General features: G+C 46.5%; 9 protein-coding genes, 9 tRNA genes and 4 rRNA genes. All 22 read right to left on the reverse strand.

What is annotated here, in order from left to right; all coding sequences use genetic code 11:
- Positions 1 to 64 precede the first annotated feature (64 nt).
- The 22 genes from NSS92_RS13795 to NSS92_RS13900 all read right to left on the reverse strand — a co-directional run bounded on the left by NSS92_RS13795 (position 65) and on the right by NSS92_RS13900 (position 15,947).
- Positions 65 to 1,613, reverse strand: a 16S ribosomal RNA gene (locus NSS92_RS13795).
- A 126-nt stretch (positions 1,614 to 1,739) separates the two neighbouring features.
- Positions 1,740 to 1,815, reverse strand: a tRNA-Ala gene (locus NSS92_RS13800).
- A gap of 8 nt (positions 1,816 to 1,823) precedes the next feature.
- Positions 1,824 to 1,900, reverse strand: a tRNA-Pro gene (locus NSS92_RS13805).
- Positions 1,901 to 1,907: 7 nt separating this feature from the next.
- Positions 1,908 to 1,984, reverse strand: a tRNA-Arg gene (locus NSS92_RS13810).
- Between the two features lie 10 nt (positions 1,985 to 1,994).
- A tRNA-Leu gene (locus tag NSS92_RS13815) sits at positions 1,995 to 2,080 on the reverse strand.
- 12 nt (positions 2,081 to 2,092) lie between these two features.
- Positions 2,093 to 2,164 (reverse strand) — tRNA-Gly (locus NSS92_RS13820).
- Positions 2,165 to 2,194: 30 nt separating this feature from the next.
- A tRNA-Leu gene (locus tag NSS92_RS13825) sits at positions 2,195 to 2,277 on the reverse strand.
- A gap of 8 nt (positions 2,278 to 2,285) precedes the next feature.
- A tRNA-Lys gene (locus tag NSS92_RS13830) sits at positions 2,286 to 2,361 on the reverse strand.
- A gap of 37 nt (positions 2,362 to 2,398) precedes the next feature.
- A tRNA-Thr gene (locus NSS92_RS13835) sits at positions 2,399 to 2,474 on the reverse strand.
- A gap of 33 nt (positions 2,475 to 2,507) precedes the next feature.
- Positions 2,508 to 2,583: transfer RNA gene (locus NSS92_RS13840), tRNA-Val, on the reverse strand.
- 821 nt (positions 2,584 to 3,404) lie between these two features.
- A 5S ribosomal RNA gene (rrf, locus tag NSS92_RS13845) occupies positions 3,405 to 3,520 on the reverse strand.
- 61 nt (positions 3,521 to 3,581) lie between these two features.
- Positions 3,582 to 6,512, reverse strand: a 23S ribosomal RNA gene (locus NSS92_RS13850).
- A 182-nt stretch (positions 6,513 to 6,694) separates the two neighbouring features.
- Positions 6,695 to 8,243, reverse strand: a 16S ribosomal RNA gene (locus NSS92_RS13855).
- The 16S, 23S and 5S rRNA genes sit together here with 9 tRNA genes alongside, the layout of an rRNA operon.
- A gap of 342 nt (positions 8,244 to 8,585) precedes the next feature.
- Complete coding sequence (gene lysS / locus NSS92_RS13860) at positions 8,586 to 10,085, reverse strand: lysine--tRNA ligase (protein ID WP_034284259.1); 1,500 nt, start codon at positions 10,083 to 10,085, stop codon at positions 8,586 to 8,588.
- A 90-nt stretch (positions 10,086 to 10,175) separates the two neighbouring features.
- The gene (gene dusB / locus NSS92_RS13865; RefSeq protein ID WP_024425662.1) at positions 10,176 to 11,177 is read right to left on the reverse strand and encodes a tRNA dihydrouridine synthase DusB; all 1,002 of its coding nucleotides are present in this window, start codon (positions 11,175 to 11,177) and stop codon (positions 10,176 to 10,178) included.
- Positions 11,170 to 11,403, reverse strand: coding sequence for a helix-turn-helix domain-containing protein (locus NSS92_RS13870; protein ID WP_048239581.1), 234 nt, complete (start codon positions 11,401 to 11,403; stop codon positions 11,170 to 11,172). The genes dusB and NSS92_RS13870 overlap by 8 nt, the downstream gene beginning before the upstream one ends.
- Positions 11,355 to 11,858, reverse strand: a complete 504-nt coding sequence (folK, locus tag NSS92_RS13875; RefSeq protein WP_024425660.1) for a 2-amino-4-hydroxy-6-hydroxymethyldihydropteridine diphosphokinase — start codon at positions 11,856 to 11,858, stop codon at positions 11,355 to 11,357. Before folK ends, NSS92_RS13870 begins: the two co-directional genes overlap by 49 nt.
- Entirely contained in the window at positions 11,855 to 12,217 is a 363-nt protein-coding gene (folB, locus tag NSS92_RS13880; protein ID WP_267588157.1) for a dihydroneopterin aldolase, read from the reverse strand. The genes folK and folB overlap by 4 nt, the downstream gene beginning before the upstream one ends.
- Positions 12,210 to 13,067 carry a dihydropteroate synthase gene (gene folP, locus NSS92_RS13885; RefSeq protein ID WP_144496863.1) on the reverse strand — a complete coding sequence of 286 codons (858 nt, stop codon included), beginning with the start codon at positions 13,065 to 13,067 and terminating at the stop codon, positions 12,210 to 12,212. The genes folB and folP overlap by 8 nt, the downstream gene beginning before the upstream one ends.
- Positions 13,068 to 13,076: 9 nt before the next feature.
- Positions 13,077 to 13,925 (reverse strand): aminodeoxychorismate lyase, encoded by an 849-nt coding sequence (gene pabC, locus NSS92_RS13890; protein ID WP_340868644.1) that lies wholly within the window; start codon positions 13,923 to 13,925, stop codon positions 13,077 to 13,079.
- Positions 13,922 to 14,515 (reverse strand): aminodeoxychorismate/anthranilate synthase component II, encoded by a 594-nt coding sequence (gene pabA, locus NSS92_RS13895; RefSeq protein WP_024425656.1) that lies wholly within the window; start codon positions 14,513 to 14,515, stop codon positions 13,922 to 13,924. The genes pabC and pabA overlap by 4 nt, the downstream gene beginning before the upstream one ends.
- A 13-nt stretch (positions 14,516 to 14,528) precedes the next feature.
- Positions 14,529 to 15,947, reverse strand: a complete 1,419-nt coding sequence (locus NSS92_RS13900) for an anthranilate synthase component I family protein (protein WP_267588153.1) — start codon at positions 15,945 to 15,947, stop codon at positions 14,529 to 14,531.
- Positions 15,948 to 15,968 lie beyond the last annotated feature (21 nt).

The raw sequence follows: 15,968 nt of genomic DNA on the forward strand, positions 1-15,968 counted from the left end.
TTTGAAGGAATGATCCTTCAAAACTAAACAAGACGAAAACGTACGCTGCTCCATATATCCTTAGAAAGGAGGTGATCCAGCCGCACCTTCCGATACGGCTACCTTGTTACGACTTCACCCCAATCATCTGCCCCACCTTCGGCGGCTGGCTCCATAAAGGTTACCTCACCGACTTCGGGTGTTGCAAACTCTCGTGGTGTGACGGGCGGTGTGTACAAGGCCCGGGAACGTATTCACCGCGGCATGCTGATCCGCGATTACTAGCGATTCCAGCTTCACGCAGTCGAGTTGCAGACTGCGATCCGAACTGAGAACAGATTTATGGGATTGGCTAAACCTTGCGGTCTTGCAGCCCTTTGTTCTGTCCATTGTAGCACGTGTGTAGCCCAGGTCATAAGGGGCATGATGATTTGACGTCATCCCCACCTTCCTCCGGTTTGTCACCGGCAGTCACCTTAGAGTGCCCAACTAAATGCTGGCAACTAAGATCAAGGGTTGCGCTCGTTGCGGGACTTAACCCAACATCTCACGACACGAGCTGACGACAACCATGCACCACCTGTCACTCTGTCCCCGAAGGGAAAGCCCTATCTCTAGGGTTGTCAGAGGATGTCAAGACCTGGTAAGGTTCTTCGCGTTGCTTCGAATTAAACCACATGCTCCACCGCTTGTGCGGGCCCCCGTCAATTCCTTTGAGTTTCAGTCTTGCGACCGTACTCCCCAGGCGGAGTGCTTAATGCGTTAGCTGCAGCACTAAGGGGCGGAAACCCCCTAACACTTAGCACTCATCGTTTACGGCGTGGACTACCAGGGTATCTAATCCTGTTCGCTCCCCACGCTTTCGCTCCTCAGCGTCAGTTACAGACCAGAGAGTCGCCTTCGCCACTGGTGTTCCTCCACATCTCTACGCATTTCACCGCTACACGTGGAATTCCACTCTCCTCTTCTGCACTCAAGTTTCCCAGTTTCCAATGACCCTCCCCGGTTGAGCCGGGGGCTTTCACATCAGACTTAAGAAACCGCCTGCGAGCCCTTTACGCCCAATAATTCCGGACAACGCTTGCCACCTACGTATTACCGCGGCTGCTGGCACGTAGTTAGCCGTGGCTTTCTGGTTAGGTACCGTCAAGGTGCGAGCAGTTACTCTCGCACTTGTTCTTCCCTAACAACAGAGCTTTACGATCCGAAAACCTTCATCACTCACGCGGCGTTGCTCCGTCAGACTTTCGTCCATTGCGGAAGATTCCCTACTGCTGCCTCCCGTAGGAGTCTGGGCCGTGTCTCAGTCCCAGTGTGGCCGATCACCCTCTCAGGTCGGCTACGCATCGTCGCCTTGGTGAGCCATTACCCCACCAACTAGCTAATGCGCCGCGGGTCCATCTGTAAGTGACAGCCGAAACCGTCTTTCATCCTTGAACCATGCGGTTCAAGGAACTATCCGGTATTAGCTCCGGTTTCCCGGAGTTATCCCAGTCTTACAGGCAGGTTACCCACGTGTTACTCACCCGTCCGCCGCTAACATCCGGGAGCAAGCTCCCTTCTGTCCGCTCGACTTGCATGTATTAGGCACGCCGCCAGCGTTCGTCCTGAGCCAGGATCAAACTCTCCGAAAAAGTACAAAACCGAAGTTTTGCTTTTCGCCAGTTTGACTGACTACCTATGAAGTATCATAGGATTTTTTTTATAAAAACTCGAATTAACAGGTACGTTTTGTCTTGTTTAGTTTTCAAAGATCATATTGGTGGAGCCTAGCGGGATCGAACCGCTGACCTCCTGCGTGCAAGGCAGGCGCTCTCCCAGCTGAGCTAAGGCCCCATAAAAGATGGTCGGGAAGACAGGATTCGAACCTGCGACCCCTTGGTCCCAAACCAAGTGCTCTACCAAGCTGAGCTACTTCCCGATCTTAATGGCGCGCCCGAGAGGAGTCGAACCCCTAACCTTTTGATCCGTAGTCAAACGCTCTATCCAATTGAGCTACGGGCGCTTATTTATAATGCCGAGGGCCGGACTTGAACCGGCACGGTAGTCACCTACCGCAGGATTTTAAGTCCTGTGTGTCTGCCAATTCCACCACCCCGGCGTGGATGGTATAAGCGGAAGACGGGATTCGAACCCGCGACCCCCACCTTGGCAAGGTGGTGTTCTACCACTGAACTACTTCCGCATTACAGGATTTCTTTATTTTATTTGGCAATGCGGGTGAAGGGACTTGAACCCCCACGTCATAAAGACACTAGATCCTAAGTCTAGCGCGTCTGCCAATTCCGCCACACCCGCATGAAACATGGTGAGCCATGAAGGACTCGAACCTTCGACCCTCTGATTAAAAGTCAGATGCTCTACCAACTGAGCTAATGGCTCGCTTTAAAAGCGACTTGTCTATCTTACCATATGAAAGTGGTGCCGGCAAGAGGACTTGAACCCCCAACCTACTGATTACAAGTCAGTTGCTCTACCAGTTGAGCTACACCGGCTTTATCTATCCTAACATTATGTAAGAATAAATATGGTGGAGGATGACGGGCTCGAACCGCCGACCCTCTGCTTGTAAGGCAGATGCTCTCCCAGCTGAGCTAATCCTCCATATTGTGTCGTTTCGAAGTGTCTCTCGATCTGACAAATAGTATTATATAACGATAAGATATTGTTTGTAAAGACTTTTTTAAAATAATTTTTGAATTTATTTTAAAGCTGTTTTTTCATCTTTTCGTTAAGGCACCTAAAGAAGTTTACCACTTGTCTCATCATTTTAAAAGCCTTTTTTTCATTTTTTTATGTTTTTTTGTTAAAAAGAGCACTAATAAGGCTCTATCACTGCAAAAACAGCAATTTCGAAGCTTTCATACCCTTGTTTTATTTCATATATCTCTGGATAAAAAATATTCAAAAAAGAAACTCTGTTATTATTTTATTTTTCTGAGAAATCTTTTTTGCATAAAAAAGTGTAAAAATAATTACTGGTCTTTACTATTTTTCAAAATTGTTTCACATCATTTTTTCTGCTGCGTCAAACACTCAACAGCCTTATCATCGATATAAAGTTTTAACAGGAAATAATATTATTATTGTTTGTTTCTTTCTCTTCTTTTAAGTTAAAAATTCAACAATGGCTGACTATCCCCTTTGGGATGGGTTGCCTTTCCTATCTCGTGTCCCTATACATCACCTCTTTACATCTATTTAGTTTAAGGAGAGGTTTTCTATACTTTTGGAGTTGACCTTGATAATTTGAGCTGCTGGTTCATACGATGGCCGAAATGTTAAATTGAAGGGACATAAAGTTTGATTTATTTAGCGATCCACGAGAGAACAACCTATTTTTAGTTTACGAACCTTATATATAGAAGCAAGTCATTCAAAAACACAAAAAAGACCAGTTCCGAATGGAACTGATCCTTATAGAAGCTTGGCGGCGTCCTACTCTCACAGGGGGAAACCCCCAACTACCATCGGCGCTGAAGAGCTTAACTTCCGTGTTCGGTATGGGAACGGGTGTGACCTCTTCGCTATCGCCACCAAACCTGATGGAGAGAATGTTCTCTCAAAACTAGATAACAATGTTCAAACTTCACATTAGAATATAGGTTAAGTCCTCGATCTATTAGTATCTGTCAGCTCCACGTGTCACCACGCTTCCACCTCAGACCTATCAACCTGATCATCTTTCAGGGATCTTACTTCCTTGCGGAATGGGAAATCTCATCTTGAGGGGGGCTTCATGCTTAGATGCTTTCAGCACTTATCCCGTCCGCACATAGCTACCCAGCGATGCCCTTGGCAGAACAACTGGTACACCAGCGGTGCGTCCATCCCGGTCCTCTCGTACTAAGGACAGCTCCTCTCAAATTTCCTGCGCCCGCGACGGATAGGGACCGAACTGTCTCACGACGTTCTGAACCCAGCTCGCGTACCGCTTTAATGGGCGAACAGCCCAACCCTTGGGACCGACTACAGCCCCAGGATGCGATGAGCCGACATCGAGGTGCCAAACCTCCCCGTCGATGTGGACTCTTGGGGGAGATAAGCCTGTTATCCCCGGGGTAGCTTTTATCCGTTGAGCGATGGCCCTTCCATGCGGAACCACCGGATCACTAAGCCCGACTTTCGTCCCTGCTCGACTTGTAGGTCTCGCAGTCAAGCTCCCTTGTGCCTTTACACTCTGCGAATGATTTCCAACCATTCTGAGGGAACCTTTGGGCGCCTCCGTTACATTTTAGGAGGCGACCGCCCCAGTCAAACTGCCCACCTGACACTGTCTCCCTGCCCGATAAGGGCAGCGGGTTAGAAGGTCAATACAGCCAGGGTAGTATCCCACCGATGCCTCCACCGAAGCTAGCGCTCCGGTTTCCAAGGCTCCTACCTATCCTGTACAAGCTGTACCAACATTCAATATCAGGCTGCAGTAAAGCTCCACGGGGTCTTTCCGTCCTGTCGCGGGTAACCTGCATCTTCACAGGTACTATAATTTCACCGAGTCTCTCGTTGAGACAGTGCCCAGATCGTTGCGCCTTTCGTGCGGGTCGGAACTTACCCGACAAGGAATTTCGCTACCTTAGGACCGTTATAGTTACGGCCGCCGTTTACTGGGGCTTCAATTCGCACCTTCGCTTACGCTAAGCGCTCCTCTTAACCTTCCAGCACCGGGCAGGCGTCAGCCCCTATACTTCGCCTTACGGCTTCGCAGAGACCTGTGTTTTTGCTAAACAGTCGCCTGGGCCTATTCACTGCGGCTTCTCGGGGCTTTAACACCCTAAGAAGCACCCCTTCTCCCGAAGTTACGGGGTCATTTTGCCGAGTTCCTTAACGAGAGTTCTCTCGATCACCTTAGGATTCTCTCCTCGCCTACCTGTGTCGGTTTGCGGTACGGGCACCTCTCACCTCGCTAGAGGCTTTTCTTGGCAGTGTGGAATCAGGAACTTCGCTACTAAATTTCGCTCGCCATCACAGCTCAGCCTTTACGGGAAACGGATTTGCCTATTTCCCAGCCTAACTGCTTGGACGCGGATATCCAATACCGCGCTTACCCTATCCTCCTGCGTCCCCCCATTGCTCAAATGGTGAGGAGGTGGTACAGGAATATCAACCTGTTGTCCATCGCCTACGCCTTTCGGCCTCGGCTTAGGTCCCGACTAACCCTGAGCGGACGAGCCTTCCTCAGGAAACCTTAGGCATTCGGTGGACGGGATTCTCACCCGTCTTTCGCTACTCATACCGGCATTCTCACTTCTAAGCGCTCCACCAGTCCTTCCGGTCTGGCTTCACAGCCCTTAGAACGCTCTCCTACCACTGTTCGTAAGAACAGTCCGCAGCTTCGGTGATACGTTTAGCCCCGGTACATTTTCGGCGCAGAGTCACTCGACCAGTGAGCTATTACGCACTCTTTAAATGGTGGCTGCTTCTAAGCCAACATCCTGGTTGTCTAAGCAACTCCACATCCTTTTCCACTTAACGTATACTTTGGGACCTTAGCTGGCGGTCTGGGCTGTTTCCCTTTCGACTACGGATCTTATCACTCGCAGTCTGACTCCCAAGGATAAGTCATCGGCATTCGGAGTTTGACTGAATTCGGTAACCCGGTAGGGGCCCCTAGTCCAATCAGTGCTCTACCTCCGAGACTCTTACCTTGAGGCTAGCCCTAAAGCTATTTCGGAGAGAACCAGCTATCTCCAGGTTCGATTGGCATTTCACCCCTACCCACACCTCATCCCCGCACTTTTCAACGTGCGTGGGTTCGGGCCTCCATTCAGTGTTACCTGAACTTCACCCTGGACATGGGTAGATCACCTGGTTTCGGGTCTACGACCACGTACTCATGCGCCCTATTCAGACTCGCTTTCGCTGCGGCTCCGCATCTTCTGCTTAACCTTGCACGGGATCGTAACTCGCCGGTTCATTCTACAAAAGGCACGCCATCACCCGTTAACGGGCTCTGACTACTTGTAGGCACACGGTTTCAGGATCTATTTCACTCCCCTTCCGGGGTGCTTTTCACCTTTCCCTCACGGTACTGGTTCACTATCGGTCACTAGGGAGTATTTAGCCTTGGGAGATGGTCCTCCCGGATTCCGACGGAATTTCACGTGTTCCGCCGTACTCAGGATCCACTCTGGAGAGAATGACATTTCAGTTACAGGGCTGTTACCTTCTTTGGCGGGCCTTTCCAGACCTCTTCGCTTATATCATTCCTTTGTAACTCCGTATAGAGTGTCCTACAACCCCAAGAGGCAAGCCTCTTGGTTTGGGCTGTTCCCGTTTCGCTCGCCGCTACTCAGGGAATCGCATTTGCTTTCTCTTCCTCCGGGTACTTAGATGTTTCAGTTCCCCGGGTATGCCTTCTCATACTCTATGTATTCAAGTATGGATACTACTCCATTACGAGCAGTGGGTTTCCCCATTCGGAAATCTCCGGATCAAAGCTTGCTTACAGCTCCCCGAAGCATATCGGTGTTCGTCCCGTCCTTCATCGGCTCCTAGTGCCAAGGCATCCACCGTGCGCCCTTTCTAACTTAACCATTTCTTACTTTAGAAAGAATCACTATGTGTGATGAACTTTGCATTGCATTCAATGTGAATGTATTACTTATTGTTATCTAGTTTTCAAAGAACAATCCTGTCTCGCTAGAGACATGTTTTGAAGGAATGATCCTTCAAAACTAAACAAGACGAAAACGTACGCTGCTCCATATATCCTTAGAAAGGAGGTGATCCAGCCGCACCTTCCGATACGGCTACCTTGTTACGACTTCACCCCAATCATCTGCCCCACCTTCGGCGGCTGGCTCCATAAAGGTTACCTCACCGACTTCGGGTGTTGCAAACTCTCGTGGTGTGACGGGCGGTGTGTACAAGGCCCGGGAACGTATTCACCGCGGCATGCTGATCCGCGATTACTAGCGATTCCAGCTTCACGCAGTCGAGTTGCAGACTGCGATCCGAACTGAGAACAGATTTATGGGATTGGCTAAACCTTGCGGTCTTGCAGCCCTTTGTTCTGTCCATTGTAGCACGTGTGTAGCCCAGGTCATAAGGGGCATGATGATTTGACGTCATCCCCACCTTCCTCCGGTTTGTCACCGGCAGTCACCTTAGAGTGCCCAACTAAATGCTGGCAACTAAGATCAAGGGTTGCGCTCGTTGCGGGACTTAACCCAACATCTCACGACACGAGCTGACGACAACCATGCACCACCTGTCACTCTGTCCCCGAAGGGAAAGCCCTATCTCTAGGGTTGTCAGAGGATGTCAAGACCTGGTAAGGTTCTTCGCGTTGCTTCGAATTAAACCACATGCTCCACCGCTTGTGCGGGCCCCCGTCAATTCCTTTGAGTTTCAGTCTTGCGACCGTACTCCCCAGGCGGAGTGCTTAATGCGTTAGCTGCAGCACTAAGGGGCGGAAACCCCCTAACACTTAGCACTCATCGTTTACGGCGTGGACTACCAGGGTATCTAATCCTGTTCGCTCCCCACGCTTTCGCTCCTCAGCGTCAGTTACAGACCAGAGAGTCGCCTTCGCCACTGGTGTTCCTCCACATCTCTACGCATTTCACCGCTACACGTGGAATTCCACTCTCCTCTTCTGCACTCAAGTTTCCCAGTTTCCAATGACCCTCCCCGGTTGAGCCGGGGGCTTTCACATCAGACTTAAGAAACCGCCTGCGAGCCCTTTACGCCCAATAATTCCGGACAACGCTTGCCACCTACGTATTACCGCGGCTGCTGGCACGTAGTTAGCCGTGGCTTTCTGGTTAGGTACCGTCAAGGTGCGAGCAGTTACTCTCGCACTTGTTCTTCCCTAACAACAGAGCTTTACGATCCGAAAACCTTCATCACTCACGCGGCGTTGCTCCGTCAGACTTTCGTCCATTGCGGAAGATTCCCTACTGCTGCCTCCCGTAGGAGTCTGGGCCGTGTCTCAGTCCCAGTGTGGCCGATCACCCTCTCAGGTCGGCTACGCATCGTCGCCTTGGTGAGCCATTACCCCACCAACTAGCTAATGCGCCGCGGGTCCATCTGTAAGTGACAGCCGAAACCGTCTTTCATCCTTGAACCATGCGGTTCAAGGAACTATCCGGTATTAGCTCCGGTTTCCCGGAGTTATCCCAGTCTTACAGGCAGGTTACCCACGTGTTACTCACCCGTCCGCCGCTAACATCCGGGAGCAAGCTCCCTTCTGTCCGCTCGACTTGCATGTATTAGGCACGCCGCCAGCGTTCGTCCTGAGCCAGGATCAAACTCTCCGAAAAAGTACAAAACCGAAGTTTTGCTTTTCGCCAGTTTGACTGACTACCTATGAAGTATCATAGGATTTTTTTATAAAAACTCGAATTAACAGGTACGTTTTGTCTTGTTTAGTTTTCAAAGATCATATTCGTTATCGCTCGTAAGCGACTTTAATATCTTAACATTTTGCATCGGTTAAAGTCAAGAACTTTTTTCAATTTCTTTTTTTAACCTCGTTGCTGTTTTGCGGCAACGAACAATAATATACCATCTGGATTCTTTCCTTGCAATAGTTTTTTTAAAAAAAGTTTCATTTTATGAAAAATAAAAAGCGCCATAGATAAAATGGCGCTTTGATTGATGTATTAGCGGTTTCTCATTTGTGGGAAAAGCAGTACATCTCTGATTGATGGAGAATTTGTTAAAAGCATGATTAATCGGTCGATCCCGATTCCTAAACCGCCTGTTGGAGGCATGCCGTATTCTAATGCTTCAACAAAATCGTCATCCATTAGATGTGCTTCGTCATTTCCTTCTTCACGTTCTTTTAATTGAGCTTCAAATCGTTCTCTTTGATCGATTGGATCGTTTAGCTCTGTGAATGCATTTGCGTGCTCACGGCGTACGATAAACAACTCAAAACGATCTGTGAAGCGAGGATCTTCAGGATTTTTCTTAGCTAATGGAGAAATCTCCACTGGATGTCCGTAAATGAATGTAGGCTGAACCAAAGTTTCTTCTACTTTTTGCTCGAAGAACTCATTGATAATATGACCTACTGTCATATTTTTCGTGATTTCAACACCATGATCAGCAGCATGCTGTTTTGCTTCTTCTACAGACATCTCCTGCCAGAAGTCTACACCTGTTGCTTCTTTGACTGCTTCAACCATATGCAGTCTCTTCCATTCAGGTTTGAGATCAATTTCATCTTCTCCATATTGAATGGTTGTTGTTCCCAGCACCTCTTGGGCAATATGAGCAATCAAGTTTTCAGTCAGATTCATGATGTCTTTGTAGTCTGCGTATGCTTCATACAGCTCAATCATCGTGAATTCTGGGTTATGACGAGTCGATACACCTTCATTACGGAATACGCGGCCAATCTCGTATACTTTCTCTAGACCACCGACAATTAGGCGTTTTAAGTGCAGCTCGATCGCAATACGCATATAAAGCGGCATATCAAGTGCATTGTGATGAGTAATGAAAGGACGCGCTGATGCACCACCAGGAATGCTGTGCATTGTTGGTGTTTCAACTTCTAAGTATCCTTTAGAATCTAAGTATCTTCTCATGGATTGAATGATTTTGCTTCGCATAATGAACGTCTGCTTACTTTCTGGATTTACAATGAGGTCAAGGTAACGTTGACGATAGCGCTGTTCAACATCTTTTAATCCATGATATTTATCAGGAAGCGGGCGAAGTGCTTTTGTCAGAACCTCAAAGCTAGTCGCTTTAATAGAAAGTTCTCCTACATTTGTTTTAAAAACAGTTCCTGTTACACCGATGATATCGCCTAGGTCTGAGCTTTTAAATAATTCGTAAGCTTCTTCCCCTACACTATCTTTACGAACATAGATTTGAATTTGTCCTTCTAGATCTTGAATATGCGCAAAGCCAGCTTTTCCTTTACCGCGCTTTGTCATCATACGTCCAGCGATTGTCACTTGAGCCGCTTTTCCTTCTAAGTCTTCTTTAGAAAACTCGTCGTATTCAGCGATAATTTGAGCAGATTGATGAGAGCGGTCATATCGTTCACCGAATGGATCGATACCCTCTTCTCTCATTTTATTCATTTTGTCACGTCTGACCTGGAATTGGTCATTTAATTCTTCGTTATTAAGCCCTTCATTACTCATTTATATCACTCCAATAATGTATTTTGCAGAGAAAAGCAGAAAAACTGCCAGTACATCAACTAGCAGTGAGCTACAAAAAGAAAGATAGTCTTATCCTACTTTTATACTTTGAAGCTCTTTTGCCTCGGCTTCGATCGTAAAGTCATCAAGAACTTGCACAAGCTCCGCTCTCGTTTCACTTTGATTAATTTGGTTTCTTACGTCAGCGTTGCCGCGGACCCCTTTTAAGTACCATGCTGCATGCTTTCTCATTTCTCTAACAGCCACATGCTCGCCTTTCAGGTCAATGAGCCGGTCTAAGTGAAGTTTGCACACTGACATTTTCTCACGCACGTTTGGCTCTTCTTTCAGTTCACCCGTTTCTAAATAATGAACCGTTCGATAAATCATCCACGGGTTTCCTAGTGCGGCTCTTCCGATCATGACAGCGTCCACACCCGTTTCATCAAGCATACGTTTTGCATCTTGAGGGGTTTTGACATCGCCATTGCCGATGACAGGAATTGAGACAGATTGTTTAACCTCTTTAATAATATCCCAATTCGCTGTTCCTTCGTACATTTGCACGCGTGTCCGTCCGTGAAGCGCAACCGCTTGTCCACCTGCTCGTTCTACAGCACGGGCATTGTCGATAGCAAAGATATGATCTTCGTCCCAGCCCATTCTCATTTTCACTGTAACAGGTTTGTCTACAGCTTCTACGACAGCAGAGACCATTTCATAAATCTTGTTTGGATCAAGCAGCCATTTCGCTCCTGCATCACATTTCGTAATCTTTGGTACAGGGCAGCCCATGTTGATATCAATAATATCAGCTGTGGTATTCTGGTCTACAAACTTTGCCGCTTCGACGAGTGTGTCTTTTTCCCCTCCAAATATCTGAAGGCTCAAAGGCTTTTCCCGTTCATCAATGTATAGCATACCCATTGTTCTCGCATTGTTGATCAGGATCGCTTTGTCACTGACCATTTCAGCGCAGACTAAGCCCGCTCCAAACTCTTTCACCGTCAGTCTGAAGGCAGAGTTGCACACACCAGCCATTGGTGCGAGCACTACTTTGTTTTTAATCTCGATATCTCCGATTTTAAACATCTTTTCCCCTCCTTTCTTCTTCAAGAATTGGTGAAAGTTCTTCCACCGTTATATTTAAAGCATCTGCTATTTGACCAACCAATTGGTTTGTTGGTAATCGATTGCCTCGCTCAATTTCTCCTAAGACAGAGACAGAGATGCCCAGTCTTTTCGCGAACCCTTCCTGAGTATACCCTTTTAGCTTTCGGTATGCACGAATTCTTCTACCCCACATGTCTTTTTCCATATGCTTACACCTTCTTGGTCTGTTACGGCATTTATTTGTACTTCGCCGATTTCTGGGCAAATCTCACTCATCGGGACAAGAACGAATAAACGTTCGTACATTCTGGGATGCGGCACTACAAGTTGCTCTGTTTCAATATTTTCACGATTATAAAGTAAAATGTCAAGGTCAGCCGTTCGCGGACCCCACCTCACTTCTCTGGTTCTGCCTAACTCCTGCTCGATTTTCTGAGTAAGAGAAAGTAGCTCCTCTGGACGAAGTGAAGTGGTAATTTTCACGGCCATGTTTAAAAAGTCATCTTGGTTTTCATAGCCTACAGGTGCTGTTTCATATATCGATGAGATTAATTCCACTTGAACCTCTGGATGTTCATGCAGTTTTTTGACGGCTTCTTTTAAATAGGTTTCTTTTTTACCTATGTTTGAGCCTAATGCGATGTATGCTGTATTGTTCATGTGCGCGATCTCGTCATTTCAATTGCAACGGACTGATAGTGTCCTGGAATTGGCGGGTCTGGTTTGATCACCTTCACTGTACATTCCTGAACTGTCGGAAAGTCCTTTAACACTTGGTTTGCAATTCTTTCTGTCAGTGTTTCAACGAGATTGACTGGCTCACCTTCTACAATGCTTTTGCAAATTTGGTAGAGCTCTGCATAGTTGATGGTCTCATTGAGGTCATCAGTTTGTCCGGCTTTACTTAAATCAAGTGAAGCTGTTAAATCCACGCGGAATCGCTGCCCTAGTTTATTTTCTTCTGAAAATACGCCGTGGTACCCATAAAATTCCATTCCGTTTACATATACTTTATCGATGATAAGCGCCTCCCTTATTCAGCATGGCATCCATCATTTTTGCCATTCTTGCTATTTCTTTTACATCATGTACACGGACCATCGCACTGCCCTTTTGAATTCCAAGGCAAACCGTCGCACCTGTTCCTTCAGTACGTTCTTCAGGCGGCAGGTCTAAGACAGCACCAATGAATCGTTTTCGAGATGTAGCTAGCAGCAGTGGATACCCAAGGTGACAAAAATGTTCGAGTTCATTCATGACCTTCAGGTTGTCCTCTTTATTTTTCGCAAATCCTACACCTGGATCTAATATAATCATGTCATCGCGGACACCCGCTTGCTGGGCAATTTGGACACTTTCTTTCAAATCGGCGATCATATCTGAAATCAGATGTGTGTAGTTTCGTTCTGGCCGATTGTGCATTAAAATGATTGGCACATTGTGCTTCGCTGCCACATGTGCCATTTGGGGATCTGCCTTCGCTCCCCATACATCATTAATGATGGAGGCTCCAGCTTTCACCGCTTCATCTGCAACACGGGCTTTATACGTATCAATAGAGATAGGTACATCTAATTCTTTTGTGATCTTCTCAATGACAGGAATGACCCTTGAAAGCTCCTCTTGTTCTGAGACAAGTGCCGCTCCCGGGCGAGTCGATTCTCCGCCAATATCAATAATATGCGCCCCGTCTTCTATCAGCTGCGCTGCATGAGCCAGCGCTTTATCTACTTGATTAAACTTTCCTCCATCTGAAAAAGAGTCAGGAGTGACATTTAAAATGCCCATGACCAATGTCTTTTCTTCATAACTAAGGGTGTGATGCTTGGCCTGTATGATTTTAGGCTGTTTTATCAATTGTTGTGTCATTGTGTCCACCTACTCTTTATGGTCTTGACGTTCTTTTGTGTATTGCATTCTTAACTTTTTTGAGATGATCCGGCTGTTTTTGGGCAAGTGGATGTCTCCTATACTCCTGAAAGGTACAACTCCCTGAACAGAATTGGTCATCCATGCCTCATCAGCTGAGAGCAAATGCGAGACTGGATATCGTCCTTCCTTTAGCGAGGCCCCCATAGCGTGGAGCGTTTCCATACAGTATCGACGAGTGACCCCATTTAAAATGCCTGTATCAAGTGACGGTGTATAGATCACATCATCTTTTCGCCAAAATACATTCGAGGTAATGCCTTCTGCCACATCATCTTCTTTTGTTAAAAAGATGCCTTCTAACGCCGGGTCGTTCCCCACTTCTCTTTTCGCGAGCAGGTTGTTCATATAATGATGAGACTTGAGGCGTCTTGGCCCTTCCGGTGTGTTTCTTCTCGTTTGAAGAATGACTCCCTTTTTCTCTTCTAAAATAGATTCAGGACGGAATGGAGAGATCATGACAAAAACGACAGGCTCTTCATAAGTATCTGCAGAAAATCCGTTGCCTCTGCCTGCAGAAACATTCAAGCGAATTCTCGCATGGCCGCCGGCTATTTGGTTTTTATTCAGTAAAGTATGGATGATGTCGAGTACAAATGGTTTCTCTATTGTGGATTCGATGCAAAGGTCACGTAATGATTGATTGAGCCTTTCAAGATGCCAATCTAACAGGAAGACTTGCCCTGCCTGGCTGGTAAATGTTTCGAATACACCGATTCCATATAGAAAACCATGATCAAAAGGAGAAAGAGTCGCGTCTTTCTCCTCTATATACTGACCGTTCAGATAAATGATCATGCGTTTACTTCATGCCCCTTTTTACGATAGGTTTCAATGAAATTTTTCAGCATTTCTTTTCCGAAGGACGTCATAATCGATTCAGGATGGAATTGTACACTTTCAATCGGCAGTTCTTTATGGCGAATCGCCATGAGCTCGCCTTCCTTTGTGCTGGCTGTTGCGTCAAAGCACTCCGGCAGCGTCTCGTTTTTGACAATTAATGAATGATATCTCGTTGCGACGAGCGGATTTTGGAGTCCTGTGAAAACACCTTTTCCGTCATGTTTAATCTCTGACGTTTTACCGTGCATTAAGCGCTCTGCTCGAACGACATCCCCGCCAAAGACTTGTGCGATGGATTGGTGACCTAGACACACACCGAAGATCGGAATGCTTCCTGCAAAGTGCTTGATCGCCTCCATACTAATTCCCGCTTCATCGGGACTGCATGGCCCTGGAGAAATCATGAGAAAATCCGGCTTGAGCTCTTCAATTTCTTGAATGGTTACTTGATCATTCCGTTTCACGATCAATTCTTCTCCAAGCTCACCTAAATACTGGACCAGGTTGTACGTAAATGAATCATAATTATCAATCATTAAAATCATACTCTGCTCACCTCTAACTCAAAATAGTCTCTTCTTTGCTCAACTGTAATGCCTTTTTCACTGCATAGGCTTTTTTAATGGATTCTTTATATTCGTGTTTTGGGACAGAATCAATCACAATCCCGGCACCTGACTGCATAAAGGCTTTTCCTTCTGTACAATACGCAGTACGAATGACGATATTAAAGTGCATATCTTGATTGAATCCAAACCAGCCTATAGATCCAGTATAAAGCCCACGTCTTGTAGGCTCAAGTTCTTCTATGATTTCCATTGTTCTCACTTTTGGAGCACCTGTAATCGTTCCGCCTGGGAATACAGCTCTCATGACATCTACCGCATCACATTCATCACGCAGCTCCCCTTGTACATTGGATACAATGTGCATTACGTGTGAATATTTCTCAATCGCCATAAATTCGTTCACTTTTACTGAGCCATAAGTGGACACGCGTCCAAGGTCATTCCGCTCAAGATCAACGAGCATCACATGCTCTGCGCGTTCTTTTTCATTTTCAATGAGTTCTTTTGCCAGCGCTTGATCCTCAGCGTCATCCTTGCCTCGCGATCTTGTTCCCGCAATTGGTCTTGTTTCTAGCTGAGTTCCTTTTTTCTTAATAAGCAGCTCTGGAGATCCACAAACAATCTGGAAGTCAGGCGTATGCAGGTAAGACATGTAAGGAGATGGATTTATCTGACGTAACGTTTTGTATAAATCATACGGATGAGTGTGAAGCTGTTCATCTTGTCTGATGGATAAGTTCACTTGGAACACATCACCGTTTGCGATATATTGCTTAATTTTTTCTACTGCTTCTCCAAAGGTTTCTTCAGTGAAAGGTGCTGCTGGTAGAAATTCTGTGGAAGATTCATTGACAGGTGATTGTGCTGATTCTTCAAAAGCGCTTGTCCATTTTTGCTTCCATTCTTCAAGCCTTTGATTCGCTTCACTCCCTGATTCCGCTTCCTCTATGTGCGTGATCAGCCACAGTGCGTTTTCTTCATGATCAAAAACTGCAACATCGTTAAATACGAGGAAATAAAGGTCTGGTGTTTGAAGATCATCAATTGCCAGCATCTTAAAATGCTCGATGTATCTAGCATAATCGTAGCTTAAAAACCCAATTGCTCCACCTTGGAAGTCGGGATATTCGTCGTTTGTTTCGGTTTGAAGGGTTTGAAACCAATCCGTAAACGCTCTGAATGGATCACCTTCTTTGAACAGCACCTCATCTTGATAATGGATGGTCGTCATCCCATCTTTCCCCTTCGCTTTGGCGATCGGGTGAATACCAGCGATGCTATATGAACCGCCGCGCGCACTTTCAAGAAGCACATGATGTGTTTCACGAGCAGTTAATTGTTCGTATCTTTTCAAAAATGCATCTTTCGTAAAAGGAATTTTGATGCCCATCGGCCTGCGTTGTGTCATGTTATCATCCTTTTTCATTTT

It is taken from the genome of Bacillus sp. FSL M8-0166, assembly GCF_038008825.1.
Lineage (GTDB): Bacteria > Bacillota > Bacilli > Bacillales > Bacillaceae > Bacillus > Bacillus safensis.